General features: G+C 60.4%; 24 protein-coding genes. 13 read left to right on the top strand and 11 right to left on the bottom strand.

Annotated elements, in window-relative coordinates; genetic code table 11:
- The first annotated feature begins 7 nt into the window (after nt 1-7).
- On the top strand, nt 8-550 hold the full coding sequence (locus tag AC1DK3_RS02175; RefSeq protein ID WP_477190656.1) for a peroxiredoxin: 543 nt from the start codon (nt 8-10) through the stop codon (nt 548-550).
- 25 nt (nt 551-575) lie between these two features.
- Here the strand turns inward: AC1DK3_RS02175 and AC1DK3_RS02170 are convergent, their stop codons facing one another.
- Nucleotides 576-1,352, bottom strand: a complete 777-nt coding sequence (locus AC1DK3_RS02170; RefSeq protein WP_477190655.1) for a DeoR/GlpR family DNA-binding transcription regulator — start codon at nt 1,350-1,352, stop codon at nt 576-578.
- Nucleotides 1,353-1,479: 127 nt separating this feature from the next.
- Between AC1DK3_RS02170 and AC1DK3_RS02165 the strand changes: the two genes are divergently transcribed.
- From AC1DK3_RS02165 to AC1DK3_RS02135, 7 genes are all read left to right on the top strand, one after another.
- Nucleotides 1,480-3,066: an amino acid permease gene (locus AC1DK3_RS02165; RefSeq protein ID WP_477190654.1), complete on the top strand. Its 1,587-nt coding sequence runs from the start codon at nt 1,480-1,482 to the stop codon at nt 3,064-3,066.
- Nucleotides 3,067-3,148: 82 nt separating this feature from the next.
- Nucleotides 3,149-4,549, top strand: coding sequence for an FAD-dependent oxidoreductase (locus AC1DK3_RS02160; RefSeq protein WP_477190653.1), 1,401 nt, complete (start codon nt 3,149-3,151; stop codon nt 4,547-4,549).
- A complete protein-coding gene (locus AC1DK3_RS02155; RefSeq protein WP_477190652.1) occupies nt 4,549-5,826 on the top strand; it encodes an NAD(P)/FAD-dependent oxidoreductase in 1,278 nt (425 codons plus the stop codon). Before AC1DK3_RS02160 ends, AC1DK3_RS02155 begins: the two co-directional genes overlap by 1 nt.
- Nucleotides 5,817-7,253, top strand: coding sequence for an FGGY-family carbohydrate kinase (locus AC1DK3_RS02150; protein ID WP_477190651.1), 1,437 nt, complete (start codon nt 5,817-5,819; stop codon nt 7,251-7,253). The genes AC1DK3_RS02155 and AC1DK3_RS02150 overlap by 10 nt, the downstream gene beginning before the upstream one ends.
- 74 nt (nt 7,254-7,327) lie before the next feature.
- Nucleotides 7,328-8,347, top strand: a complete 1,020-nt coding sequence (locus AC1DK3_RS02145; RefSeq protein ID WP_477190650.1) for an LLM class flavin-dependent oxidoreductase — start codon at nt 7,328-7,330, stop codon at nt 8,345-8,347.
- Nucleotides 8,344-9,015, top strand: a complete 672-nt coding sequence (locus tag AC1DK3_RS02140; RefSeq protein ID WP_477190649.1) for a sulfite oxidase-like oxidoreductase — start codon at nt 8,344-8,346, stop codon at nt 9,013-9,015. The genes AC1DK3_RS02145 and AC1DK3_RS02140 overlap by 4 nt, the downstream gene beginning before the upstream one ends.
- A 189-nt stretch (nt 9,016-9,204) precedes the next feature.
- Nucleotides 9,205-11,169 carry a hypothetical protein gene (locus AC1DK3_RS02135; protein WP_477190648.1) on the top strand — a complete coding sequence of 655 codons (1,965 nt, stop codon included), beginning with the start codon at nt 9,205-9,207 and terminating at the stop codon, nt 11,167-11,169.
- A gap of 707 nt (nt 11,170-11,876) precedes the next feature.
- Here the strand turns inward: AC1DK3_RS02135 and AC1DK3_RS02130 are convergent.
- The 5 genes from AC1DK3_RS02130 to AC1DK3_RS02110 all read right to left on the bottom strand — a co-directional run bounded on the left by AC1DK3_RS02130 (nt 11,877) and on the right by AC1DK3_RS02110 (nt 14,940).
- Nucleotides 11,877-12,014: a hypothetical protein gene (locus AC1DK3_RS02130; RefSeq protein ID WP_477190647.1), complete on the bottom strand. Its 138-nt coding sequence runs from the start codon at nt 12,012-12,014 to the stop codon at nt 11,877-11,879.
- Nucleotides 12,015-12,284: 270 nt separating this feature from the next.
- On the bottom strand, nt 12,285-13,190 hold the full coding sequence (locus tag AC1DK3_RS02125; RefSeq protein WP_477190646.1) for a PfkB family carbohydrate kinase: 906 nt from the start codon (nt 13,188-13,190) through the stop codon (nt 12,285-12,287).
- A gap of 26 nt (nt 13,191-13,216) precedes the next feature.
- Nucleotides 13,217-13,555, bottom strand: a complete 339-nt coding sequence (locus AC1DK3_RS02120) for a chaperone modulator CbpM (RefSeq protein WP_477190645.1) — start codon at nt 13,553-13,555, stop codon at nt 13,217-13,219.
- 27 nt (nt 13,556-13,582) lie between these two features.
- A complete protein-coding gene (locus AC1DK3_RS02115; protein ID WP_477190644.1) occupies nt 13,583-14,521 on the bottom strand; it encodes a DnaJ C-terminal domain-containing protein in 939 nt (312 codons plus the stop codon).
- An 11-nt stretch (nt 14,522-14,532) separates the two neighbouring features.
- The gene (locus tag AC1DK3_RS02110) at nt 14,533-14,940 is read right to left on the bottom strand and encodes an NUDIX domain-containing protein (RefSeq protein ID WP_477190643.1); all 408 of its coding nucleotides are present in this window, start codon (nt 14,938-14,940) and stop codon (nt 14,533-14,535) included.
- Here AC1DK3_RS02110 and AC1DK3_RS02105 point away from each other — a divergent pair.
- Together AC1DK3_RS02105 and AC1DK3_RS02100 are read left to right on the top strand one after the other, a co-directional pair.
- Complete coding sequence (locus AC1DK3_RS02105; protein ID WP_477190642.1) at nt 14,926-15,435, top strand: NUDIX hydrolase; 510 nt, start codon at nt 14,926-14,928, stop codon at nt 15,433-15,435. The genes AC1DK3_RS02110 and AC1DK3_RS02105 overlap by 15 nt on opposite strands.
- Nucleotides 15,436-15,662: 227 nt before the next feature.
- On the top strand, nt 15,663-15,872 hold the full coding sequence (locus AC1DK3_RS02100) for a hypothetical protein (protein ID WP_477190641.1): 210 nt from the start codon (nt 15,663-15,665) through the stop codon (nt 15,870-15,872).
- 116 nt (nt 15,873-15,988) lie between these two features.
- On the opposite strand, the gene AC1DK3_RS02095 is transcribed toward AC1DK3_RS02100, so the two are convergent.
- Nucleotides 15,989-16,765, bottom strand: a complete 777-nt coding sequence (locus tag AC1DK3_RS02095; protein ID WP_477190640.1) for an outer membrane protein — start codon at nt 16,763-16,765, stop codon at nt 15,989-15,991.
- Between the two features lie 390 nt (nt 16,766-17,155).
- Here AC1DK3_RS02095 and AC1DK3_RS02090 point away from each other — a divergent pair, with 390 nt between their 5' ends.
- Complete coding sequence (locus tag AC1DK3_RS02090; RefSeq protein WP_477190639.1) at nt 17,156-17,830, top strand: response regulator transcription factor; 675 nt, start codon at nt 17,156-17,158, stop codon at nt 17,828-17,830.
- On the opposite strand, the gene AC1DK3_RS02085 is transcribed toward AC1DK3_RS02090, so the two are convergent.
- Nucleotides 17,809-18,843 (bottom strand): type I secretion system permease/ATPase, encoded by a 1,035-nt coding sequence (locus AC1DK3_RS02085; RefSeq protein ID WP_477190638.1) that lies wholly within the window; start codon nt 18,841-18,843, stop codon nt 17,809-17,811. The two genes, AC1DK3_RS02090 and AC1DK3_RS02085, sit on opposite strands and share 22 nt — an antisense overlap.
- Nucleotides 18,844-19,199: 356 nt before the next feature.
- Here AC1DK3_RS02085 and AC1DK3_RS02080 point away from each other — a divergent pair, with 356 nt between their 5' ends.
- The gene (locus tag AC1DK3_RS02080; RefSeq protein ID WP_477190637.1) at nt 19,200-19,580 is read left to right on the top strand and encodes a hypothetical protein; all 381 of its coding nucleotides are present in this window, start codon (nt 19,200-19,202) and stop codon (nt 19,578-19,580) included.
- A gap of 3 nt (nt 19,581-19,583) precedes the next feature.
- Nucleotides 19,584-20,567, top strand: a complete 984-nt coding sequence (locus AC1DK3_RS02075; protein ID WP_477190636.1) for a zinc-dependent alcohol dehydrogenase family protein — start codon at nt 19,584-19,586, stop codon at nt 20,565-20,567.
- 88 nt (nt 20,568-20,655) lie between these two features.
- Here AC1DK3_RS02075 and AC1DK3_RS02070 read toward each other — a convergent pair whose 3' ends face one another.
- From AC1DK3_RS02070 to AC1DK3_RS02060, 3 genes are all read right to left on the bottom strand, one after another.
- On the bottom strand, nt 20,656-21,246 hold the full coding sequence (locus AC1DK3_RS02070; RefSeq protein ID WP_477190635.1) for an HdeD family acid-resistance protein: 591 nt from the start codon (nt 21,244-21,246) through the stop codon (nt 20,656-20,658).
- A 334-nt stretch (nt 21,247-21,580) separates the two neighbouring features.
- Nucleotides 21,581-23,941 (bottom strand): xanthine dehydrogenase family protein molybdopterin-binding subunit, encoded by a 2,361-nt coding sequence (locus tag AC1DK3_RS02065; RefSeq protein ID WP_477190634.1) that lies wholly within the window; start codon nt 23,939-23,941, stop codon nt 21,581-21,583.
- Nucleotides 23,942-23,943: 2 nt separating this feature from the next.
- Complete coding sequence (locus tag AC1DK3_RS02060; protein WP_477190633.1) at nt 23,944-24,396, bottom strand: (2Fe-2S)-binding protein; 453 nt, start codon at nt 24,394-24,396, stop codon at nt 23,944-23,946.
- Between the last annotated feature and the right edge of the window lies 1 nt (nt 24,397).

Genomic DNA, 24,397 nt, shown 5'->3' with positions numbered 1-24,397 from the left:
AACCAACATGCTGACACGATATATCTTGGTCGTTGCCATGCTCTTCTCTTGCGGCGCCGAGTCGGCTTTGGCGGCGCTGAAGCCTGGCGATAAAGCGCCGATGTTCAAAGCGCACGCTTCACAAGGCGGCAAGGAGTTCACGTTCTCGCTTGCCGAGGCGCTGAAAAAGGGACCGGTGGTCGTCTATTTCTATCCGCAGGCCTTCACGTCGGGCTGCACCATCGAAGCGCACGAATTCGCGGAGGCGATGGTGAAATTCAACGCCCTCGGCGCGTCAGTCATTGGCGTCAGCAACGATGACATCGCGACGCTCAATAAGTTTTCGACATCGGAATGCCGTAGCAAGTTTCCGGTCGCGGCTGATAAGGATCAGCACATCATGACGGCATACGATTCCGTGATGATGGGTTTCTTGCCATATGCAAACCGCACATCGTACGTCATCACGCCGGATGGGCGGATCTCGTATGAATACACATCGCTCGATCCGTCGGACCACGTGAAAAATACGCTGGCAGCAATCCAGAGCTGGAAGGCCAAGCACGAGTAGTTGCGCGCTCTCTCGTCCTTAGCTCTCAGCCGGCCCTGATTGTCGAAACGCCCGCATCTTCGAGGGCGTCGGCGATCGCGTGAGGCGGCTCGGATTCGGTGACGACGCGATGCACTGCTTCCAGCGGCGCGACCTTGATGAGGCCGCCGCGGCCGAACTTCGAAGCATCGGCGAGCACCGTGACGGAACGCGATTGCGTGATCATCGCGCGCGCGACATCCGCTTCTCTCAAATCGAAATCGAGGATGCCCACCGTCTCGATCGAGCCGACGGCAAGCACTGCGTGGATGGCATGAAACTGGCTGATCTGGTCGATGGCCATCGGGCCCAGATTCTCGGTGCTTTCAGCGCGGTACTCGCCGCCGATCAGGAATGTCGAGTTGGAGGCGCCGCGCGCCGCCAGCGCCGCGATCGCCGCGGAATTGGTGATGACGGTCAAACCGCTTGCCATCGCGAGCTCTTCCGCAAACAGCAATGTCGTCGTTCCGGTGTCGACAAACAGGGTATCGCCGGGCTCGAAGAGTTGTATGGCACGCCGGGCGATGGCGCGCTTGGCCTCGGCATGCTCCAGGAGGCGGCCCTGAAACGATCCCTCGATGTCCGCCTCGATAGCCGTGCGAGGCTCGGCGAGGGTCGCCCCCCCATGGATTTTGCGAACGCGGCCGCGCTCCGCGAGGTCCGTCAGATCCCGGCGGATCGTTTCCCTTGAAGTTCCAAGGAGTTCCGCCAGCGCATCGACGGTTACCCGCTCGCGCTCGCGAACCATTTGCTCAATCCGTTCACGCCTTAGGTTAGGCCGCATCGTTTTCTGCCCGTTCGGTCATTTTATTTGACTGTTCAGCCATTCTATTGGAGCATGCCACAGATATTTCGCCCATACGGGCAAAATGTGGACGCTGTCGATCCGGGTTAACAACTGGGGGTTGGGAATGGGTCAGGACGAAGATACCAAAGTATTGCATTCGATGGGCTACGCGCAGGAACTGTCGCGGCGCATGGGTGCATTCTCGAACTTCGCAATTTCGTTTTCCATCATCTGCATCCTTGCCGGCGGCATTACTTCATATCCGCTCGCAATGGGAACGGGTGGCGGTTTCCAAGCAACGGTGGGCTGGATCGTGGGCGGCGTCTTCGCCCTCGTCGTTGCAGCATCGCTCGGACAGATCGCATCAGCCTACCCGACGGCCGGTGGTCTCTATCATTGGTCATCCATCCTTGGCGGTCGTGGTTGGGGTTGGGCAACGGCTTGGATCAATCTCCTCGGCCTGATCTTCGTCGTCGCGTCGGTCAACGTCGGCGTGTGGCTTCTGTTTCGGGACCTCGTTCTCGCCGGCGTTTTCCACATGGACGTCACGACGTGGACCACTCTGTCGACCGACCCGCTGCCAGCCGGCATGACGGCCGATCAAGTCGCGGCCAACAATAACCATGCCTATCTGGTTCAGGTCATTGCAGTCAGTCTCATTACGTTTTGTCAGGCGGTTTGCAACCACTTCGGCATCAAGCTCACCACTGCACTCACGGATTTTTCGGGCTACCTGATCCTCGTCGTTGCGGTGGTTTTGACTGCAATGTTCCTGATCTGGGGAGCGAGCTGGGATTTCTCGCGCGTCACGACGTTCGTCAACAACACGGGCGAGGCTGGCGGCGGATATGTGCCGGAGCCACGCACGGCTCTCATCGCCTTCCTCATCGGCCTGCTCTATCCGCTCTATACGATCACGGGCTTCGACGCGTCGGCGCATACGTCTGAAGAAACCCGCGATGCACGCAATGCCGTGCCGCGCGGCATGATCCACTCGGTGTTCTGGTCACTCGTGTTCGGCTTCGCGATGGCGCTGTCGTTCGTGCTTGCCACCCCCGATATGGCGGCGACGGCCAAAGACGGCGCAAACGCTTGGTTCAACCTCTTCAATAACCTGCCTGCGCCGCAGGTGCTGAAGGACGTGATTGCGATCTCGATCGTGGTCGCGAACTTCATCTGCGCCCTCGCCGGTCTCACCTCGACTTCGCGCATGATCTTCGCATTCGCCCGCGACGGCGGCCTGCCGGGATCGAGCATTTGGAAGAAGGTCAGCCCGACGTGGAGAACGCCGGTTCCGGCCATCTGGCTCGGAGCGGTGCTTTCGGTCGCCGCAACGCTCTACTCGCCGGCCTTTGCCGCACTTGCTGCCGGCTGTGCGTTGTTCCTCTACGTATCGTACGCGATGCCAATCGCGGCTGGCCTCCTCGCTGAAGGAAAGACCTGGACCGAGTTCGGGCCGTTCCGCCTCGGCATCTGGTCGAAGCCGTTAGCGCTCGTTACCATATTTGGTGTCTTCGTGTTGATGTATGCTGGCATCCAGCCGCCATTCGACATTCTCATCAACTACGCGCTCGGCCTGCTCGTCCTCCTCGTGGTGCTGTGGTTCGGAATCGAATCGCGTCGCTTCAAGGGGCCTCCGATCGGAGCCGAGATTGCGAAGCGGCAGGCTGAAATCGCTGCGGCCGAGCGCGCCGTCGGCGAAGCCGTTTAAGACTCATGTAACGAAGGCCGCGAGCTCACCGCTCGCGGCCTTTTTGTTTCCGTTACGACGCTCACAATCAAAATAACGCCGAATGGCAAAGGACCAAAGCAATATGTCGATCGCAGATGTCGCGATCGTAGGCGCGGGCGTCGTCGGCTGCGCGATGGCGAGACGTTTCGCTCTCGAGGGGGCAAAAGTCGTTCTTCTGGAACGCGGCGCGGACCTGCTCTCGGGCGCCAGCAAAGCCAACAGCGCCATTTTGCACACCGGCTTCGATGCGCCGCCCGGCAGCGTCGAACTCAGCTGTATGCAGGCCGGATATGCCGAATATCAGGCGATACGCGAAAGCTTCAATCTCCCGTTGCTCGAAACCGGAGCCATGGTCGTTGCGTGGTCGGCCGCGGAGAAAGCGGCACTCGACGGGATCGAGGCGCAGGCGCGCGCTAACGGCATCCACGATGTGCGACGGCTGACGGCTTCCGAAATACGCGCGCGCGAGCCGCACCTTTCGCCTCGCGCGCTCGAAGCTCTGCTGGTGCCGGGTGAGCATGTGATCGATCCGTGGTCGCCATTTCTGGCCTATCTGCTGCAAGCCCAGGCCCACGGCGCCGAGATCCGATTTGCGACAGAGGTGATTTCCGGAAGCTTTGACGGAGATATCTGGACGCTGCAGACGAGCACCGGCGAGCGGCGGGCGCGGACCGTCATCAATTGCGCCGGACTTTTTGGCGACCGGCTCGATGCGCGTCTCCTCGGCGCGGCTTCGTTTCAGATTCGCCCGCGCAAAGGTCAGTTCGTCGTCTTCGACAAGGCGGCGGCAGCGCTTCTCAGAACCATCGTCCTGCCTGTTCCGTCAGAACGCACCAAAGGCGTTGTTCTCACTCGCACTGCTTTCGGGAACTTGCTCGTCGGGCCGACAGCCGAAGAGCAGCAGGATCGCGAGCGCGCAAACGTCGTGGATGACACGCTTCGCGGTTTGATCGCGCGCGCGGTGGAAATGGTACCCGCATTGGCTGATGTTGGCGTCACTGCCGTTTACGCAGGGCTTCGACCCGCGACCGAAGAGAAACATTATCGGATCTCCACGCATCCAGACCGCAATTGGATCACGGTCGGCGGAATCCGGTCGACAGGCATGACCGCATCGCTCGGCATCGCGCAGCACATTTACAAAATCTACGAGGAGATGGGCCATCGCCACGTGCCCGTCGCGGAGCCGGCAACGCCGCGCGTTCCAAATCTTGCGGAGCACGAACCGCGGGACTGGCAATCGGCGGGTTACGGCGAGATCGTGTGTCACTGCGAGATGGTGACGTTGCGAGAGATTGAGCAGGCTCTTTCGGGTCCGCTGCCGCCCGGAAATTTCGGTGGCCTCAGGCGTCGCACACGGTGCGGCATGGGCCGATGCCAGGGCTTCTATTGCAACGCCCGGCTGGCGCAGCTCACGGCCGGACATTTTGCATCGCCTCTGGCTGTCGGAGACGCTGCCTGATGGCCGTACTTCCCGAGAGATCCGCGAGCGTTGACGCGCTCGTCATCGGCGCCGGACCTGCGGGCCTTGCGGCGGCGACGCGACTGAAGCGTCTCGGTCTTGCGCGCGTGGTCGTCATCGATCGCGAGCTGGAAGCCGGTGGCGTTCCCCGTCACTGCGGGCATTCGCCGTTCGGCATGCGCGAATTCGGACGCGTATTGACCGGACCCGCTTACGCGCGGCGGCTGACGGATGCCGCAAGAGGCGCGGGCGTCGAACTGATTCTTGGCAATACCGTCGTCGCGATCGACACCAGCGAATCTTTGGTCGCGACTTGCGCCAGCAGCGAAGGCATCGTCCGCATCGCAGCCAAACGCATTATTCTGGCGACCGGCGTACGCGAGACGCCGCGGGCGGCACGGCTCGTTTCGGGCGACCGGCCGCTCGGCGTTCTGAATACGGGCGCTTTGCAGGCTTACGCATATCTTCAACATCTGGCGCCCTTTCGCAGGCCAGTGATCGTCGGCACGGAACTCGTTTCGCTTTCGAGCCTGCTGACGTGCCGAAAGATCGGTGCTCGTCCGGTCGCGATGATCGAAGAGCGTAGCGGACCGACGGCGCGGCGGCTTTTCATGGGCTTGCCACGTCTGCTCGGCGTGCCGGTGCATTACGGAACCCGCATCACCGACATCCGGGGGATGCACCGCGTCGAGGCCGTGACGTTATCGGGAGCGGATGGAAAGCGGCGGGACATCGAATGCGACGGCGTGCTTTTTACGGGCCGTTTTACGCCCGACGCGCCGCTCGCCCGGGCCGCGGGGCTCGAGATCGATAGCCACACCGGCGGGCCGACGATCGATCAATTTGCACGGACGAGCGAGCCGCGGATTTTCGCTGCGGGCAATGTGCTGCATCCGGTCGAGACAGCAGGTTGGTCTTGGCGAGAGGCCGTGCGCGTCGCGGACTTCGTTGCTGCCGATCTCGGCGGGTGGCTGCCGTCGCCGGACAACGCAATCACGCTCACACCCGGAGACGGCGTCCGCTATGTCGTGCCGCAACGCATCGTGCGGGGGCCCGGCGGATTGCCTCATATCCAATTGCGTGCGACTGGCGACGTTTCCGGCGCATTGGTTGCACACAGCAAAGGTCAGCGATTGAGAACACAACCGATGACATCAGGACCCGAGCGCCGGATTTTGGCGCCGCTCGCCGCGTTCCGTCAGGCCGATGCCGGTATCACCTTCAGTTTCGACAACCGCCGTTCAACGGCATCCCGGAGCGATGCGACATGCGTGTAGCGGCGATCGATCAAGGCACGACTTCGACGCGCGTTCTCGTCGCCGACACGGACGGTACGATAGAGATCGCCTGCGCCATAACGCATCAACAAAACCATCCGCATCCCGGATGGGTGGAGCACGATCCTGAAGAGTTGCTGGGGAACATTCGCGCCTGTCTCCAAGCTGCGGGCGCCGTCGATGCGATCGGCATCGACAATCAGGGCGAGAGCTGCCTCGCGTGGGATGCGCGAACCGGCGCGGCGTTGTCCCCCGTCATCGTGTGGCAGGACAATCGTACCGCCGACGTCATCGAGCGCCTGAAGACTGCCGGCGCCGAGGCATTGACGCTCGCGCGGGCCGGGCTGCCGTTGGATGCGTATTTCTCCGCCTCGAAGCTCGCATGGATCATCAACACGCTTCCGGCGGCGCGGGCCGCGATGGACGCTGGGCACCTGCGGCTCGGCACGACGGACGCGTTCTTTCTCGACCGCTTGACCGGCACCTTCGCGACCGACGTTACGACAGCCTCACGCACGTCCTTGATGGATCTCGAGACGGGACAGTGGGACGAGCGGCTCTGCCAGCTCTTCGGCGTCCCGATGTCGTGCCTGCCGAAAATCCTGCCAACCGTCGCGGATTACGGTCGCGTTGACGGTGTGCCGATTACCGCGGCCGTCGTCGATCAACAGGCCGCCCTCTTCGGTCATGGATGCCGCAACCCCGGTGACGCCAAGATCACCTTCGGCACCGGCGCATTCGCGTTGACGGTCACGGGCGACAAGATCGCGCGCGCGCCGGAAAAGGGATTGCTGCCGACGGTCGCCTGGTCGATCGATGGCCACATGACCTACGCGGTCGACGGCGGGGTCTACGACGCGGGTTCGGCAATCGAATGGGCGCGGCGCATCGGTCTCGTGTCGGATCTAAGCGCGGATCTCGATTGGTTCGACTGCGCGCCCGCTATCGAACGAGGCGTCGTCTTCGTGCCGGCGCTTTCGGGTCTCGCCTGTCCGCATTGGGATAGGACGGCGGCGTCGCTTTTCCTCGGCATGTCGGCTGCGACGACCCGGGCCGATCTCTGTCAGGCGTTGCTGGAAGGGATTGCGCTCAGCGCCGCCGATGTCGTCGGGGCCATGGACGCGCATGTCGCGATTGGCCGTTCGATTGCCATCGACGGCGGCCTCGCCCGCAGCCGGTACTTCGCGCAGTTCCTAGCAGACATGATCGGCCGCGACGTTCTTGCGACAAGTTTCGATGAGCGCACGGCATTCGGTACGGCGTCGCTTGCCGCGCTCGGCGCCGGCTTTGCATTGCCTGAGCCCGTAACTGTCTCACGGACGTTTTCGCCGCGCGCCGGAGATAATGGCAAGATACGCGCACGCTTCAGCGAGGCCGTATCACGGGCCAAGGGCTGGCGGGATCACGGCGGACAGCAGGCCGGCTAAAAGTTCTCTCATCGACGGGCGAGCTGACATTGGAACTCCCCGCACCTACATGATGCGGGAGGCCGGAGGTTCCAATGGTTCCACTTTCCATACTCGATCTCGTTCGCGTCACCGAAGACACCGATGCGCGCGGCGCGTTGGATAACGCGCGCGACGTCGCCGCACATGCCGAACGCTGGGGATATCGCCGCTTCTGGGTCGCCGAGCATCACAATATGCCGGGGATCGCCAGCGCCGCGACATCGATCGCCATCGCGCACATTGCCGCCGGATCGAAGTCCATTCGCGTCGGCGCTGGCGGCATCATGCTGCCCAATCATGCGCCGCTCATTATCGCCGAGCAGTTCGGTACCCTCGCGCGGCTTTTTCCCGGCCGCATCGATCTGGGCGTCGGCCGCGCGCCCGGCACCGACCAGGTCACGGTGCAAGCTCTCCGGCGATCGCCGGCGGCAGCCGATACGTTCCCGCACGACGTGATCGAGTTGCAGGCCTACTTCGAACCAGCGGCTCCTGGCCAGCGTGTGCAGGCTGTACCTGCGGCCGGAACGAAGGTGCCCATCTGGATCCTCGGATCGAGCACGTTCGGCGCGCATCTCGCGGCGGAGCTTGGACTTCCGTACGCGTTCGCTTCTCACTTCGCGCCCGAACAACTGCTGGCCGCGCTCGACGTTTACCGCAGCCGCTTCAAGCCGTCGGAGCAGCTCGCGACGCCGCACGCGATGGTTGGTGTCAATATCATCGCCGCTGAAACCGACAGGGAAGCGCGGCGCCTGGCGACGACGCAGCAGATGTCGTTTGCAAACATCTTTCGCGGGGCGCGGGGGCTGAGCCAGCCGCCGATCGACGACATCGAGACCTATTGGACACCGCGCGAAAAGGCGCAAGTTCTGCAGATGCTTCAGCGTTCCATCGTCGGCTCGCCGGAAACGGTCCGCGCCGGCATCGACGCGCTCATTGACGAAACCGCCGCCGACGAGATTATGATCGTATCCGATGTTTACGATCATAACGCGCGGTTGCGCTCGTTCGAGCTTATCGCGGCCGTGCACGAAGCCAGCGGCAAAGAGAAAACGTCGAAGGAGACCTGTCCGTGAGTAACGACAAAAGCGAACCGCCTCCGAGCGCCAGCAAGCTTACGCGGAGCAAGCAACGCTGGGCGCGGGAAGGCCGCTTCCTTACGGGAAGGACCGCGCGTGCAGATTCGGAGCGGCTTCCCCCGGGCCAGCATGTGGTTCGCGATTGGCCCGTGCTCGATCTCGGCGAGCAACCCGCGATTTCTCTCGACGCCTGGAACCTCGTGATCGACGGCGCGGTCGATCATCCCGTGACGCTCGATTGGGCGGCATTTCAAAGCGAGCCACAAACGGCCAAGACCTCGGATATTCATTGCGTGACGACTTGGTCGCGGTACGACAACCGCTGGACCGGCGTCGCGACACGAGATCTGCTCGACCTCGTCATGCCGAACGCCACCGCCCGGTTCGTCATTCTGCACAGCTACGATCGCTACACGACCAATATTACGCTCGAAGACTTCGCGTCCGACGATGCGGTCGTCGCGCATGCCTGGGAAGGAAAGCCGCTGACACGAGAACATGGCGGGCCCGTCCGCCTCGTAGTGCCGCATCTTTATTTCTGGAAAAGTGCGAAGTGGCTGAAGCGGATCGAGTTCGCCGCTGAGGACGCGCCGGGCTTCTGGGAGGTCAACGGTTATCACAACCGCGCCGACCCGTGGCTGGAACAGCGTTATTCCAGCGACTGAAGCGGCGGCTTCATGCGGCTCAATTGGTTAACATCCCGGGGATGAATTGCCACGTAAAGCCCAAGGAGCGAGGGCGAAGGCGTTTGGCTCGCGGCGCATTATGAGGGCATAACTTCTGCCATCGTTTCGGCGGAGCATTCACGCTAAGGTCGAATCTTATTGCGGGGCAATTAAAAAGGGGGGGGTCGATTGTTTCCCCATCGACATTTTTTCGGCATCGCGCCGGCAATTTTGCCGATAGCGGTCGCGTTTCTCTCCCTCGTCGTGCCGGCAACCGATGCGCAGGCAAAGGACGCTGCGGACGATTGTGAAGGCGCCATCGGCCTGTCGGTGCTCGCTTCGCCAGTCGCGCCGTGGAAGGGCGCGCCTTTGCGGGTGATCTTCTCGTCGGAGAAACCGATCACGGCAGAGTTCTCGCTCGCCGGCCCTGATGGCGCGGTCGCGGTCAAGTCCAGCGAGCGTCACGGCGGCCCGCCGTATTTCTGGTTCGCCGAAGTGGCGTCGCCCGCTGCCGGAACGTGGCACGCCAAGCTCACGCGCGAAGGCGGTGACGCGGACTGCGCAACGATCACCCGTGAGATCGCCGTCGGCCGAACTGCATCGGCACCCATCAAGGCTACGAGCAAAAGTGTCTGGCCCGTCAGGGGTGCCTGGAACCGGTCGACCGAAAACCTCTATTCGGCCTGGGTCGAGAAGCTGTTCGATGCGCCGATCGAGCAGGAACTGTCATGGCCGGCGTTGCATGAAGTGCTGCGCGATAAATCGCGCAATTTCCTGTTCAACCATCTGGGTCTCGACGAAGACTCTAAGAAGCTCCTCTTGAAGCCGGACTGCGCCGACCTCCCGTACTTTCTGCGCGCATACTTTGCATTCAAGACCGGGTTACCGTTCGGATACTCGAAGTGCACGCGCGGCGGCGGCGGTAAGGCTCCCCGGTGTCCGCAGTGGTTCAACATTCAGCGGGAAGAATCCGCCCCGGCGTCCGATCAAAATGATGCACAGGCCGGCTCAGGTTCGCTCTTCGGCGTTTTCGGCAATGCGGCGGCGCAGACAGCACCTTCGCGGGCTTCGTCGCGGCCCCAGGGCCTTGTGCCGGGGTTTGGCTATTATTTGCGAACGACGGTCGCCAATGGGGTTCATTCGGGTTCCGGCCGCACGGCTGCGGACGACGACAACACCGATTATTATCCCGTCCCGCTCACCGCGGATGCGCTTCGTCCGGGGACGATCTACGCCGATCCCTACGGGCACGTATTGGTGCTCGTGAAGCGGATCGCGCAGACGAATGATTCCGCTGGGGTTTTTCTGGCCGTCGATGGCCAGCCCGACGGGACTGTCGCGCGCAAGCGGTTCTGGCGCGGAAATTTCCTCTTTGCACAAAACCCTTCGCTCGGAAGCCCCGGCTTCAAGCGCTTCCGGCCTGTCGTCGCCGATGCAAACGGCGGCCTGCGGCGGCTGGCCAACGCTGAGATCTCAAAGGATCCCCAATACGGCGACTTCTCCCTCGAACAATCCAAGCTCGGTGTCGAAGACTTTTACGATCGGATGGACGATGTGATGTCGCCGGAACCGCTCGATCCGTTGCGCGCGATGAAGGAGACGATCACGGCGCTCGAAGAGCAGATCAAGACCCGCGTCACCTCGGTCGAAAACGGCCGGAAGTATCAGAACGGTGGGGGCGCGGAGGTCGCAATTCCGGCGGGCTCGTCGATCTTTGAGACGACCGGAGCATGGGAGGATTACTCGACCCCATCCCGAGATCTCAGGTTGCTCATCGCAATCGACGTCGTGCGCGGCTTTCCTGACCGCGTCGCGCGGCGAGCGGACCGGTATGCGATGCCCAAGGATAAGAGCGCATCCGAGGTTAAAGGCGAACTGGATAGCCTGCTCGCAGCCGAACTGGCGGCACGGAAGTTCTCCTATCCGCGCAGTGACGGCTCGACTTGGACACTTGCCATGAAGGACGTTATCGACCGCGCCGCCGATCTCGAGATGGCCTACAACGTCAATGATTGCGTCGAACTCCGATGGGGCGCGCCGCAGCAAAGCGAAGAGGCTTCGACTTGCAAGCGTCGCGCATCCTCGGCGCAGCGGAGTAAAATGGCGGAGTATCGCGCGTGGTTTCATGACCGCCGCCGCCCCGCGCGAGAATAGCCGAACTTTCTCAGCTATTCAGACGGCCGATGATACGAAATCATCTGCGGAGATTACGTCTCGTATACATGAAAAGACCCCGACGATTTAACGGCAATATTGCCGGGTCGACGGGGTCAGTTGAAGATTTATAAAATTAATACGTAAGAAAAAATGATTTCTGCAACATGGTCGGCAGTGTACTGAATAAACGCGCTTCTTGCTAGGGCGCAGAATTCCAAAATTAGCCGTGATTGCTGAGGATTTGCGTCATGAATATCCGCGCAGTTGCTGCACATCTTTGCGAAGATCCGGAATGATGTCTTGGGAATTGCAGCACAAATAACCTGCCCGCTATATCGCCTTTGGCGATATCCCCAAAAACGGAAAAAGCCCAAAAAATATTTATGGCCTAGGCCGATTGGGCGCGGGTTTTCAACCGGAATTGATCCGACCGCAGAAATCTGCATCAGGACAATATTGGCGATAACCGAGGCGCATTATCGCTCGACGGAAATCGCGCCTCACTCCGGTGCGTGCAAATCTTCACTGATCGTCGCGAAGATTAGAGAGAGGGTTGCGCTTGGCGACGCGATCACCTGACGAGCCCCAGCCCGCCAGCCTCCCATGTCACGGACAACGGCACGCGGGCTAAGCATCGCGAGGCATCAAACAGCACCTCGCGCTGGCGTGCCGGCGCAAAATAAGGACGCTGATTGCCGTGACGTTTATTCGGAGCCGCTCAGGACCTTCCGATCAGCGCGATGATTGCGGTTCGTGACGAAGACCACCAAACCGGTACCGAGAGCTCCGAACACAAGAAGAGCCTCAACTGCGAAAATCATCGTGTAGGCTGAATCGGGCATTGCGCTTCCTCTTTATTTTTATGCGCTTATGAAACGATGTTCCCTCGCAAAAAGCTACCCAAGTCTACGCTAAAAGGCATTTCTTTTTGGAATATGCGCTGCGCTGCACAAAGTCATTTCCAAGCCGTCGGCGATGGCTGAATAGTATTTTATCGAACGATCGCATGCGCTTGGGGCCGTCATTACCCGCGCAATCTACGGGACGCTGAGAAACGCTCTTCCCGCGGCGCAACCGGTTTCCTACCGTTTTGGGCAAATATCCCGATTGCACTAACGAGCCTCGAGGAACTGCTCGACTTCGGTCGGAGTCGGCAGAGCAGCTCGAGCGCCAAGCCCCTTGCAACTGATCGCGGCGACGGCGGATGCGATGCGTGCGCACTCAGCGTCATTCAGGCCTTCTGAGATCGCCCATGCAAACGCGCCATGAAAGGCATCGCCGGCGCCTGTCGTGTCGACGACTTCGACCGGGAACGCGGCTTGGCGGCAAAGCTCCCCGTTGCCGGTCATCCAAAGATACCCGTTTGCGCCCAACGTTACGCCCGCATGGCGAATGCCGGATTGAACCAGCGTTGCCAGACGCTCCTCGTCGCTGGCGCCCCTCACGAACTGCCTGAAGGCCGGCGCGGAGAAGATCGCGTAGTCGGCGAGCCCGAGGACTTTCGAAAGCAGTTGCCCGCTGTTCAAATCAATATCGAGGACGGTTGGCACGTTGTGAGCGCGGGCGGCTCCGAAGGCGGCAACGGTTCCTTCGAGCCAGGTCAAGTCGCTCGAGACCGCACCCGCATTCCCGATGTCGGCAATGGGAAGCCAATCGGCGGCGAGAGGGAAATCATGATCGTCCTCGCTGATGACGAGGCGTTCTCCGTTACGATCAACGATGACGGCCGCAGTCGCCGATGAAACACCGGCGCACGCGCGGACGTGGGTCGTACCGACGCCGACCGCATCGAGTTGCTGGCGAATTATCGCGCCTGAAGGATCGTCGCCGATGCGCGCCCAGAGCGAGACGTCGCCGCCGAGACGCGCGATTGCGGCTGCAGCGTTCGCAGCCATGCCGCCTCCGCTCGCGACGTGAGCAAGTGCGCGAATTTTCGTCGGCGATGATGGAAACGCCTCGATCCGATAAACGTAATCGAGTGCGGCGTGACCGACCGCGATGATGTGCTTTCCGGGCATGAAGCCTTTCGCGCGTGTGGATGACTTCAGGGTAGCGGAGAACGCTCGTCCGGCTGGTCTGCAAGAGAGCTTCGCGCGCTCGCGAGAACGTTCAGACGGGCATGCAGCCGCTCGATCTCGTTCAGGAGGTCGAAGACGAGCGCAATACCTGCGGGATTTAGGCCGAGGTCCCGATCGAAGCGTTTCGCCTTCGCGGCAAGAACGACGCTCACGCTCGAAAATCTCCATTCCGATGGACTGCGTCCCTGCGGCTCGATGATCCCCTGCTCTACAAGCTCGGAAATCCACGCCACATCGCCTTGGCAGCTCTGGCAGAGTTCTTCGAGTGAATAGACGGATGCCGAACCAATCATTTCAGCGGGCATGGGCTCGCGCTCTCCATTTGCCATGTCTCAGACTCCCAGGCTGGCGCGCGGATCGAACGCCAACTCCTTCGCCATTTCCTCGTAAATCTGACGCGCCTTTTCGTCGGTTGCCGGCGGCCATACAATCTTCAGAACCGCATAGAGATCGCCGGGCGGCGTCGCCGGAATTCCGCGGCCTCTGACCCTGAGTTCGCGTCCATGCGCAGAGCCGGGCGGGACTTTCAGCATGATCGCTCCTTCGGGTGTCGGCATCTTCACGCTCGCGCCCAATGCGGCTTCCCAGGGGGCAACCGGAAGATCGAGATAGAGGTCCTTGCCAACGACACGATAACGCTGATCTGGCTTGAAGCGGATTTCGAGATAGAGATCGCCTGCCTGGCCGCCTCCCATTCCGGGCGAGCCCTGGCCTTTCAAGCGGATGCTTTGTCCTTCGGTGACGCCTTTCGGGATCTGCACGGTCAGACTTTTATCGCGCACCAGAACGTGGCCGCCGTCATCGAGTTCCGGCACGCGAAGCGTAATCGTGCGCGTGGCGCCTTCCAGCGCGTCCTGCAGATCGATGAGGATTTTCGCGTGATGATCTTCGCCCCGCGCGCGGAACGTCGTGTGAGTCCGGCCGTGATGACGTTCGGCGCGAGCTCCGCCGAAAATCGATTCAAAAAAGTCGCTGAAGTCACCCGCTCCGGATCTACCTGAAAACTCGAATCCGGCATCCCAGTCCGGAGGCGGCCTGAAGTCCTGCCCGGATTTATAATCTTTGCCGAGCTGATCGTAGGCCGCGCGCTTCTCGGGATCGCTCAAGACATCATTGGCTTCGCCGATCTCTTTGAACTTTGCTTCGGCGCCATCCTCCTTGTTGACGTCGGGATGGAATTTTCGCGCTAGCTTACGGTATGCGCGCTTGATGTCGTCCTCGGTCGCATTTCGTTCCACGCCGAGGATTTYGTAATAGTCCTTGAATTCCATTTGGGCTCACATCATCGGATGAGGTTCAGCGCGTCAGTGATAATTTCCCGGTGATCGAAGGCGATTTCAACACCATCGAAGTCTTTTATCCAGACCACGGCTGCCGCATCGTCGGCGGCTCTCGCGTCGCCGCGCGCATCATTCGTCAGGAATGCGACCGAGCAGACGTGACCGCGAGGATCGCGATCGGGCCGTGAATAAACGCCGACGAGTGCGAGGTTCATCGCGTCAAGTCCCGTTTCCTCCGCCAGTTCGCGTCGCGCCGCATCTTCCACCGCCTCGCCGATTTCGACAAATCCCCCGGGAAGCGCCAGATAATCCTTGAACGGCGGATTTTTACGCCGGACCATAAGCACCCCGCGGTCCCGATCGACAACAACACAGTCGGCGGTAAGAGCAGGCGTTTGAGGAAGCGGCATGGCGATCCTATTTACGGCGAAAGCGACAACGTGAAAACTGCGACGAGCGCCGGATTGCTGCTGTATCGCGATAGAAACGGGCTTGAAGTCTTGCTCGCTCACCCTGGTGGGCCATACTGGCGCAAGAAGGATGAAGGTTCGTGGACGGTACCGAAGGGTGAAGTTCTAGGCGGAGAAGACTTATATAAAGCAGCGTTTCGCGAATTTGTTGAAGAGACCGGGTTTCATCCCCGAGGCACTGTCACTCCACTCGGGTCCGTCCGGCAAGCCGGCGGCAAGCGCGTTCATGTGTGGGCGGTAGAAGACGATTGGAATCCTGAGACGCTCGTTAGCAATACGTTCAGCATGGAATGGCCGCCGCGGTCGGGCCGGACGCAGGCTTTTCCCGAGATCGATCGCGCCGAATGGTTCGATATCACAACGGCGCATCGCAAAATACTGAAAGGCCAAGCCGAATTGCTCAACCGGCTTGAGCTTTTGCGGCATGCAAAGTGAGGGCGCCGTTTCGAGAATGGCGCCTCTTCTTCCGGAAGCGGCCGCGCAATACGATCCAATACGAAAACCACGCTAACCGGATTTTAAGCAATCCGGCAGCCGAAGGGCGAAAGCTCTGAAAGTCTTAGGGAATATCGTGGATATCGATTGCATGCGCGCCGGTTGGCTTGAGAAAATCGGGATGGCCGGACAAGCGCGAAAAAATTCCAACGGGATTGAGTGGCGTCATGGATGAATGCAATTCAAAGATCGTGCTGTCTGAGGCCTATTCGGAGAGGCTTTCCGACGACGAGATCGCGGAGATGATGGCAGAAGCTGCCATGGTCGACCTTCTTTTCCAGTCCGGGCGAATTTCGACGATGTACCTTGCCGGCCTGACGGCAGCTGCTGATGCGTCGTCCGAATGGCAGCCGGAGCCCGAAGCCTCGGCGGCCTAACTCGCACTTCGGCCCGCGGCGCTCGGTCAACGAATGAGCGGATGCGATTTCGCCCGCTCATTTTTTTGCTCAGCAGTTCTCTGAACGCGAGCCCTGCCTCTTGTCACGGCGTGATCTCATTTCACGGGGCCGTACTCTGGGGCATATTCTGGCGGCAACGGTTCCGCTACGGCACTGAAAAGGTAGGTCAGGCCAATGCGGGTCACCCAAAAACTGTCCTCAAATTTCGTCTGCACTTGGCACGAACCGCCAGGACCGCCGCAGGAATCGAAGTTGACGGATTCGTGGTCGGTTCCTAGATCGACGTAGGCTGCGTCGCCACGAAACGTCCAATGATCCCTCAGAAAAATTTCGAAGCCGCCGCCGACTGTCCAGCCAACCTTTGTTTCGTCATCATGCCGCGTGACGGGCCCATCAAGCGCAAATGGATCGGAGAATTTGTGGTCGACGGTCGCGTATGCGAGCCCGCCGGTCGCGAACAACAGTATGTTGTCATCGGCTATGACGCCTACCCGGCCATTCAGTGAGCCGAACCAATTCATCGACGAGCTGAACGAGGGACCGCACCTCTCGCACCCCAAGCGGTTGTCGGCGCCGAAATAGTTGAATGCCGATTCAATGCCGATCAGTGCGTTTCCGCATTGGATGTTGTAGCCGGTGTACGAACCGAGGGTGAAACCCTTATCGTTGCTGCTGATCGTGCCTATATCGCCGGACACCTTGGATCGCATGCTGCCGCCGCCGAGCTCACCGCCTGTATAAAGGCCTGAGTATATGCCGCCACATGGCGTTCCAGGCGGGCCGCCCCAAAGGATATTCGGGCCATCAGCGCGCGCTGCGGAGGCTCCGGCGAGGCAAAATATCAGCGCTATAACTATCTGAATGATCTTCATAATATGGACACCCGTCTAAAATTCAATTTTGAAAAATCTGACGTTCGAAGTCGAAAAATTGTGAAGTCTGAAAAATCTGAAATAGGAATTTTGAAATCGGAAAGCGGCGGGGCGAAAATTCGAACCGCGATGAGCGTTTGAGCTTCACAAGCAGGGGATGTGATTCGCAGAGTGTCGTCGAGCGGCGAGCTGCGGTTTGCCTCTCATTGCAGAGAGGCGTTGCTCAACTTACACGGATGCCGCCGTTCGGCGAGTTCGCCGGTGCTTGTTCAACTGTCATTTCGTGATTTCATTTAAAAAGATACGGCGCGACTTTACGCAAACTCCACGCCACAGGGGTACGATCAGATATATTTCGCTTCATATTTTTATACTCTGGATTTTTTTATCGTGCTGAAGGGCGTATTAGCGCAGATCGTGCCTGATCGGGCGGCGATCGTTGAGCGGGACAAGGGTATCGCGTTTCTATCTGCCACGCGGTCCATTTATCAGCTCAATGAGCTTTTCTATTTCTGTGCGAACATCCCACGGCATTCGAGCCGTGCTTTCGTGCATTGTGCTTTCAGTAGTGATTTCGCTGCCCAAGCGATTACATCTCATCCGATTTCTCCCGAGCAACTGGCGGGCCTGGAAATCATCAAGCTCTCGAAACGATGGAAAGGGTGCGATATCGGCGACGCTTCAGAATCCGCGATCGAGCTGACGACGCGAGGACGTGAGCTTGCGATCTTGGGTTTCTCCTCCAGCCCAACGCCTGCCGCCGACGCGGATGCCGAAGGCCCTCCCTCCTCTGCCGAATTGAAAACGCTCGGCGATTATTTCCACAGTCATATGCTCAGACGGAACGGTATCGATACGTCCGATGCGCTCGTGATATCTGCAAGAGAACTCGATTGCCTGAGATGGGTCGCAGCGGGAAAATCAGCTTGGGAAGCGAGCGTGATCCTCGGAATCAGTGAGCGCACGGTTCGCTTTCATCTCAATTCCGCGCGGGAAAAGCTGAACTGTACGACAACGACGCAAGCGGTCGCGAAGGTTGTCGCTCAACAACTGATCGCGATATGACGCCGTTTCGCCGCTGATTTTCGGAACGCATGTACGTTCGCCGCGTGCGGCTCGGCGAATCGCGCCGGATGCAAGAATTCTTCCGTATTCGACAGCTGACCGCTTTCGAGAGCCACGCAAACACGCACGTATTCAGCCCATGCTTGAACGACATATTCCCGGCCTTCGATCGCGTCTGCGAGCGTCCGAAGCGCGCGGCCCGCGATGATGGATGCCGCGATCATCATTCCGGCGGTCAGAGCATCTGCGAGCATGAGGTGCACGCCCCATCCGACGATGGCAACTGGCGCAGCGATGCGAACGACCCGTGAGATGAGCGTGTGCCTGAAAAGCGCGGCGCTGAAGGCAGCGAGACTGGCGAATAACGCGATTGCGCCGAGGCCGGGATTAATCAGGAAGATGACGGCGAAGAAGAGTGGCGTCAGCGGCGCATCAAACAGAATGAGCATCGTCGGGCTCGACAAGAAGGCGCGCAGCTTATGCAGAGTACGTAGCTCTTGCATCTGGCGACCGCCGCGTTCCGGCGCTGACATGAGCAGGGCCGACAGCATGGCGCTGCCGAGGACCGTCTCCATCGCAGCCCCGAGCCTGCTGAGAGGTCGCCTTCGAAGGATGTCCAGCACTGACATCATGGCGAGAATACCCAGCGTGACGCTGGGCAGCATCACCAGTGGATCGATGCCGCCGCCGGATAGAGCACGGTCGGCCATTCGGAAGGAATAGATCGGTATCGCCAGCATCAGCAGGTTGGCAAAAATCGAGAATGCCGCAACTTCGGCAAGCGTTCTTCTTGCCGCCAATCTCCACAGCGTTAGTGCATGGACAGCGCGATCCTGCCGTTCAGACGGAGCGTTGCCGGCTGCAATGCTCTTGAAGGACCGCTCGACATCGCGGTGAATGTTCGCGAGTCTGACGAGAGCCGGATGCGGACGGATGGACTTGCCGAGGTCCTCAAGCGCCCCCGGCGCACTATTCGCGACTACGCGTAGACCGTGTCTCTCAACCGTTGGCATGACCGGCATCGAATAAGTTGAGCGTACTGGTCAGGTCATCGAGATCGAGGTTCGATACTGCCAGATGGTGGGCGGGCAGGGCATGCGGCGCTGCGCCTACGCCTTCGGAATGGATCAAGTGGGTGCGGCGGCGGCACCTTCCCATCCTCTGGCTGATTATGTTCCGGCGGAGACGATGGACGAGATGGCGATGGAGCCGATGGACTCCACTCCGTGGTCTCCACGCAGTCAGGTCTTTCATTCTGCCTCTCCGATCAAAAGCAAGGCAATTTGCTTGGCTTGTTTTTGCTGCTCAGGGACAATGGCGAAGAAGGATCGTTTAAGAACCTGATCGGAACGACAGTGGCGATGCGAAAATGCTGATCAATTTCGAAATAAATCGGCAAGTATGCGCAGCTGATCCTGAAGAACAGGCGTGGGGCATGCGTTTTGCCGGAAAAAACTTTTTGAGGCTTGGAGCAAATATTCCGTCAAGCGATGATTTCGGCGTCAGGCTACGACGCACGTGCGGGCGCCTCGGTTTGGGAGAGCATCGAGGCGCCCGCTATCTGGCGCCAACGCGCGGACGGAGGCGTCGCTGGCTCGATCAGGATCTCACATCGGCTGGCCCAATCAACTGTCGAAACCGTCAGGGGGAGTTGTCTGAAATGCCCATAGCGCGCGGGCGTTTTGTGGCGTCAATTAGCTATCGTCTTCAGGAGGCGAGCATCCGCCAAATTCTGCTTCGAAAGATTTGACCGATGAAAGCCATGGTCTTCCGCGCCGTCGGTCAGCCGCTGGATCTCGAGGAGCGGCCCGATCCTGTTCCGCAAAGCGGTCAGATTCGTATTCGTATCGAAGCATGCGCAGTCTGCCGGACGGACCTTCACGTTATCGAAGGCGATCTGCCGTTTCCCAAGCTGCCAATCATTCCCGGACATCAGATCGTCGGCATTGTCGACGCCGTCGGTCCGGACACGACGGATCATCGGGTCGGCGATCGGGTCGGGGTGCCTTGGCTTGGCCACGTTTGCGGACACTGCCACTATTGCGCGAGCGGACAGGAGAACCTCTGCGATTTCCCGCTCTTCACGGGCTACACGCGCGACGGTGGTTTCGCGACGCATACGATCGCGGATTCCGATTTTGCATTTCCGATGGCGAACTTCGACGATCCCGTCGCGGCCGCACCCTTGCTGTGCGCGGGGCTCATCGGCTGGCGCTCCTTACGTCTTGCTGGCGAGGGAGCGCGGATCGGTCTCTTCGGATTCGGAGCGGCGGCGCACATCATCACACAGGTTTGCAACTGGCAGGGCCGCGAAGTCTACGCGTTCACCCGGCCCGACGACGAAGCGGCGCAAAAGTTCGCTCTCTCGGTTGGTGCGCGCTGGAGCGGCGGGTCGGACGCGACGCCGCCAGACCCACTTGATGCCGCGATCATCTTCGCGCCCGTCGGGGCACTCGTGCCGACGGCACTCAAAACCGTTCGCAAAGGCGGCCGCGTCGTATGCGGGGGCATACATATGAGCGACATCCCGACGTTCCCTTACTACTTGCTTTGGGAAGAGCGGGACATTCGATCGGTCGCTAACCTCACTCGCCAGGACGGCAAGGAGTTTCTCGCGATCGCTCCGAAAGCCGCGGTCCGCACCACGACGACAGTCTATCCCTTGGAGCGCGCGAACGAAGCGTTGGCGGATCTCAAGGCGGGACGCTTTTCCGGGGCGGCCGTGCTGGTTCCTTAGAGACGGTTTGGCCTAGAGCCGGTTTGGCCGTGCCGCCCTCGCGACCGCCTGCAAGACGGCAGCCGAAACATCGATGCCAACTTCCCTATTATCCGGGCGCTGTCGTGATGTTGCGGGCCTGCAGCGCCATGGCGCACAACGCGCATCCGCCGAAGACGAGATTGATGCCGACCAGCAGGCCGATTGCCCAAGCCGCGGATGACGGCAGGGCAAAGAAGATCAAGCCGGCGAGCACCAGATCGACGATGCCGCTGAGAAGCATCACCCACCAGCTCCCCGGCAATTCATTGCGATGTTCGGTAGCGAACATGATCGAGGAAATGCCTTCAATGATGAAGAAGGCGATCAGGACGAGTGTGAGAGACACCATTCCCGATATTGGCCAGAAGAGTAGTACCAGGCCCGCTGCGATGGCGATCAGCGCCGAAATGAGCGACCACCAAAAGCCCGGCATCGGACGGACGGAAAAGGTCGTGAATAAGCCGGCAATGCCGCTGAACAGCAAAAGCCAGCCAATGAAAAGCTCAACGGTCAAGGTCGCAATTTGCGGAATGATGATCGCGGCCGCGCCGAGGATGATCAGTACGATGCCTTCGAACAGATAGAGCTTCCAGTGTGCATGCAGCGACGACGCAAGTTCCGTTCTGAAGTTGCGAATTCCGGATTGATCGAACGTCATTTGTCAAACTCCCCATCGTTGGAGTGCGAAATCAATGCAGACAATACGACAAATCCGGTTGTCGTGCCTTAAGAGCCGACACGTCGTGAATATCTTATGACTAGCAAAGGGAAATTTCGCCGATGGTCAGCTGGCTGGCAAAGCGCAGACGTGATCGTCGGCCGTGGGATTAAATGAGTTGCCGTTGCAATCCGCGCTGTCCCCCTTCAACGGAGCTAAGCGCGAAGACTTCGTACGCTCACGGCGGCCTTCCCGGTATTCGACGTGCGCGTCTGAATTGTCGAGGCCCGGCAGCTTGTCACCGCCGGGCCTCGGATTTTGATCTGCTTTTCTATCAGGCGATCTTGTCGCCCATCGGCAAATTTCGCAACCGCTTGCCGGTCGCCGCGAAGATGGCATTGGCAAGCGCCGGCGCAAACGGCGGGACGCCCGGCTCACCGACGCCGCCGGCGTGGACGCCCCATGGCGCATCGATGATGTGCACCGAGACCTTCTGCGGATAATTGCTCATCCGCGTCACGTCGTAGTCGGTGAAATTCGACTGCTCGACGGCGCCGTTCTTGAACGTGATGCCGCTGTAGAGCGCGTTGGACATGCCCATAACGGCGGCGCCCTCCATCTGCGAACGGATGCGCTCGGGATTGACGTGGAAGCCGCAATCGATCGCCGACGTCACCTCCGGTACCCGGATCGTTCCGTCGTCATCGATCGCGACATGGACGACGCTCGCGACATAGCTCGCAAACGCGCGATGGACTGCGATGCCGAGGCCCTGACGCGGAGGCAACGTCTTGCCCCAGCCTGCATTCTCCGCTGCGACGCGGACGACGTTCTTCAAGCGCGCCGTGTTGATCGGAAATTCCTTGTAGGGCTCGCCATAGTTCCAAAAGTCGTCGGGGAAGCCCGCCGTCTTCGGATCAATCTCGCGGTCCGGGCCGAGCAACTCGAGGAGGAAATCCTTCGGATCGCGGCCGAGCTTGTGGGCGACTTCGCAGACCGCGGACTGCACGGCGAACGCCCGCTGAATGTTGGAGACCGAGCGGAACCAGCCGATGCGCGTGTGCGCCATCGCCTGGCCGTTCTCGCAGCGGATGTTTGCAATATCGAACGGCATATCGACAAAGCCCATGCCGTATTCGATCGGGAACTGATAGCCGTCATCCTGCTTGAACGTCGAGACGATGGACGGCGCGACGGTCCGATGACGCCAGCCCGAGACCTTGCCCGCATCATCCACCGCAACCTCGATACGTTCGACGGATGTCGTGTGATAGAACGCGTGCTGAATGTCGTCCTCGCGCGTCCACTGCACGAGCACAGGCTGGCCGCCCATTTTCTGCGAAAGAAGTGCGGCCTCGAGCATGAAGTCCCACTTCGATTTCCGTCCGAAGCCGCCGCCGAGGAGCGAGACGTGCACCGTCACATTCTCGATCGGCATTTTCAGAGCTTCGGCGATTTCTTTCCGCGCGCCGTACGGGCTCTGCACAGGTGCCCAGATCTCGGCTTTGCCGCCGACGATGCGAGCGATGGCGACGAGCGGCTCCATCGGCGCCTGGACGAGATGGCGGCCGTGATATTCAACCGTGACGACGTCCTTGGCGTTCGCAAACGCCGCGTCGGGATCGCCTTGGTTGCGCAGAACCTTGCCGGGCTTTGCGGCCGTCGCCGACATTTCCGCCGCGTAAGCGTCGCTATCGTAACCGGTGTTGGGGCCATCTTCCCATTCGACCGTCAGTGCGTCGCGGCCTTGCATGGCGGCATACGTGCTGTTGGCGACCACGGCGATGCCGCCCAGCTGTCCGAACTTCCGCGGGACAGTGAACACGCCTTCGATCTCGTGCACGGCCTCAACGCCCGGTACCTTGAGCGTTGCCGAGGCGTCGTATGACTTCACCTTGCCGCCGAGGACGGCGGGACGTGCGATGACGGCGAACTTCATACCGGGCAAACGCGTGTCGGCTCCGTAGCCCGCTTTGCCGACGGTGATGTCGCGCAGATCCGCGATCTGGACTTCGCCCTTCCCCATCAAAGTGAATTCGTTCGGCGACTTGTAGAGGAGCGTTTCGGGAGCCGGCACCGGGACCGCCATGGCGGCCACGGCGAGTTCGCCAAAGGTCAGAACCTTGCCTGTTTCTTTTCCTTCCTTGTCGAGCAACGCGACCTGATGATTGCGCGCGCGGCAGAGCGCGGGATCGACGTTCCACTTGGCTGCGGCCGCGGTCTCCAGCATTTGGCGCATCGCGGCCCCGCATTGACGCATGGGCTGGATGAAATGGCGCATGCTTCGGGAACCGTCGGTGTCCTGGTTGCCGTATTTCGGCTCATCCCCTGGGGCTTGCACGAGAGTCACGCGCGACCAGTCGGCGCCCATCTCGTCGGCTACGACCATAGGAAGGCTCGTTCTGATGCCGGTGCCCATCTCGCTTCTATGCGTGACGATCGTCAGGGCGCCATCGGGTGCAATGGCGATGAACACATGCGGATCGGCGACGACACCGTCCGGCATCGTCAGGCCACCGGTCGGATAGGGTTTCAAAGCTTCCCTGGCGCTTGCTGGCGTAATGCGAACAGCCAGCACCAGTCCCGTCGCCGTCAACAACCCGCCGAGTACGCCGCGGCGGCTGACGTTCGATATCTCGGCGTCGAAGCTCTGGCCATTTTCTGTATCTGCTTCGGTTTTGAGGTAATGCAGCATGATCAGACACCTCCTGCAGCAAGACGAACGGCTTCGTGAATGCGCTGATAGCATCCGCACCTGCAGATGTTTCCTGACATGGCTTCGACGATTTCAGCGTCGGAGGGCGCGCGATTTTTGGCGAGCAACGAAGCTGCCTGCATGATCTGGCCAGCCTGACAGAAGCCGCACTGCGGGACGCTGATCTTGCGCCAAGCCTGCTGGACGGCGTGCTCCCCATCGGGGCTCAAGCCCTCGATCGTCGTTACGGTTTTGCCGGCCGCTTCGCCGAGCGTCGTCTGGCACGAGCGGACAGCAACGCCATCGAGATGAACCGTGCATGCGCCGCAGACGCCTGCGCCGCATCCGAATTTCGTGCCCGTTAGATTGAGCATGTCGCGGACATACCAGAGCAGCGGCATGTTGGGATCGCCGCTAAACTCGTGAGCTTCGCCGTTTATTGTGATGGATGACATG

Source organism: Hyphomicrobium sp. 01T421, assembly GCF_056398805.1.
Note: the sequence above shows the minus strand (reverse complement) of the source record. Positions and strands in the feature narration are given on the sequence as shown.

Coding starts and splice junctions, on each gene's coding strand:
- AC1DK3_RS02060 (WP_477190633.1), bottom strand. CDS start 24,396: ATGTCATCCATCACAATAAACGGCGAAGCTCACGAGTTTAGCGGCGAT.
- AC1DK3_RS02125 (WP_477190646.1), bottom strand. CDS start 13,190: ATGCCCGGAAAGCACATCATCGCGGTCGGTCACGCCGCACTCGATTAC.
- AC1DK3_RS02145 (WP_477190650.1), top strand. CDS start 7,328: ATGGTTCCACTTTCCATACTCGATCTCGTTCGCGTCACCGAAGACACC.
- AC1DK3_RS02075 (WP_477190636.1), top strand. CDS start 19,584: ATGAAAGCCATGGTCTTCCGCGCCGTCGGTCAGCCGCTGGATCTCGAG.
- AC1DK3_RS02130 (WP_477190647.1), bottom strand. CDS start 12,014: ATGCCCGATTCAGCCTACACGATGATTTTCGCAGTTGAGGCTCTTCTT.
- AC1DK3_RS02095 (WP_477190640.1), bottom strand. CDS start 16,765: ATGAAGATCATTCAGATAGTTATAGCGCTGATATTTTGCCTCGCCGGA.
- AC1DK3_RS02070 (WP_477190635.1), bottom strand. CDS start 21,246: ATGACGTTCGATCAATCCGGAATTCGCAACTTCAGAACGGAACTTGCG.
- AC1DK3_RS02080 (WP_477190637.1), top strand. CDS start 19,200: ATGCTGATCAATTTCGAAATAAATCGGCAAGTATGCGCAGCTGATCCT.
- AC1DK3_RS02150 (WP_477190651.1), top strand. CDS start 5,817: ATGCGTGTAGCGGCGATCGATCAAGGCACGACTTCGACGCGCGTTCTC.
- AC1DK3_RS02160 (WP_477190653.1), top strand. CDS start 3,149: ATGGCAAAGGACCAAAGCAATATGTCGATCGCAGATGTCGCGATCGTA.
- AC1DK3_RS02165 (WP_477190654.1), top strand. CDS start 1,480: ATGGGTCAGGACGAAGATACCAAAGTATTGCATTCGATGGGCTACGCG.
- AC1DK3_RS02110 (WP_477190643.1), bottom strand. CDS start 14,940: ATGCCGCTTCCTCAAACGCCTGCTCTTACCGCCGACTGTGTTGTTGTC.
- AC1DK3_RS02120 (WP_477190645.1), bottom strand. CDS start 13,555: ATGCCCGCTGAAATGATTGGTTCGGCATCCGTCTATTCACTCGAAGAA.
- AC1DK3_RS02100 (WP_477190641.1), top strand. CDS start 15,663: ATGGATGAATGCAATTCAAAGATCGTGCTGTCTGAGGCCTATTCGGAG.
- AC1DK3_RS02155 (WP_477190652.1), top strand. CDS start 4,549: ATGGCCGTACTTCCCGAGAGATCCGCGAGCGTTGACGCGCTCGTCATC.
- AC1DK3_RS02065 (WP_477190634.1), bottom strand. CDS start 23,941: ATGCTGCATTACCTCAAAACCGAAGCAGATACAGAAAATGGCCAGAGC.
- AC1DK3_RS02085 (WP_477190638.1), bottom strand. CDS start 18,843: ATGCCAACGGTTGAGAGACACGGTCTACGCGTAGTCGCGAATAGTGCG.
- AC1DK3_RS02170 (WP_477190655.1), bottom strand. CDS start 1,352: ATGCGGCCTAACCTAAGGCGTGAACGGATTGAGCAAATGGTTCGCGAG.
- AC1DK3_RS02175 (WP_477190656.1), top strand. CDS start 8: ATGCTGACACGATATATCTTGGTCGTTGCCATGCTCTTCTCTTGCGGC.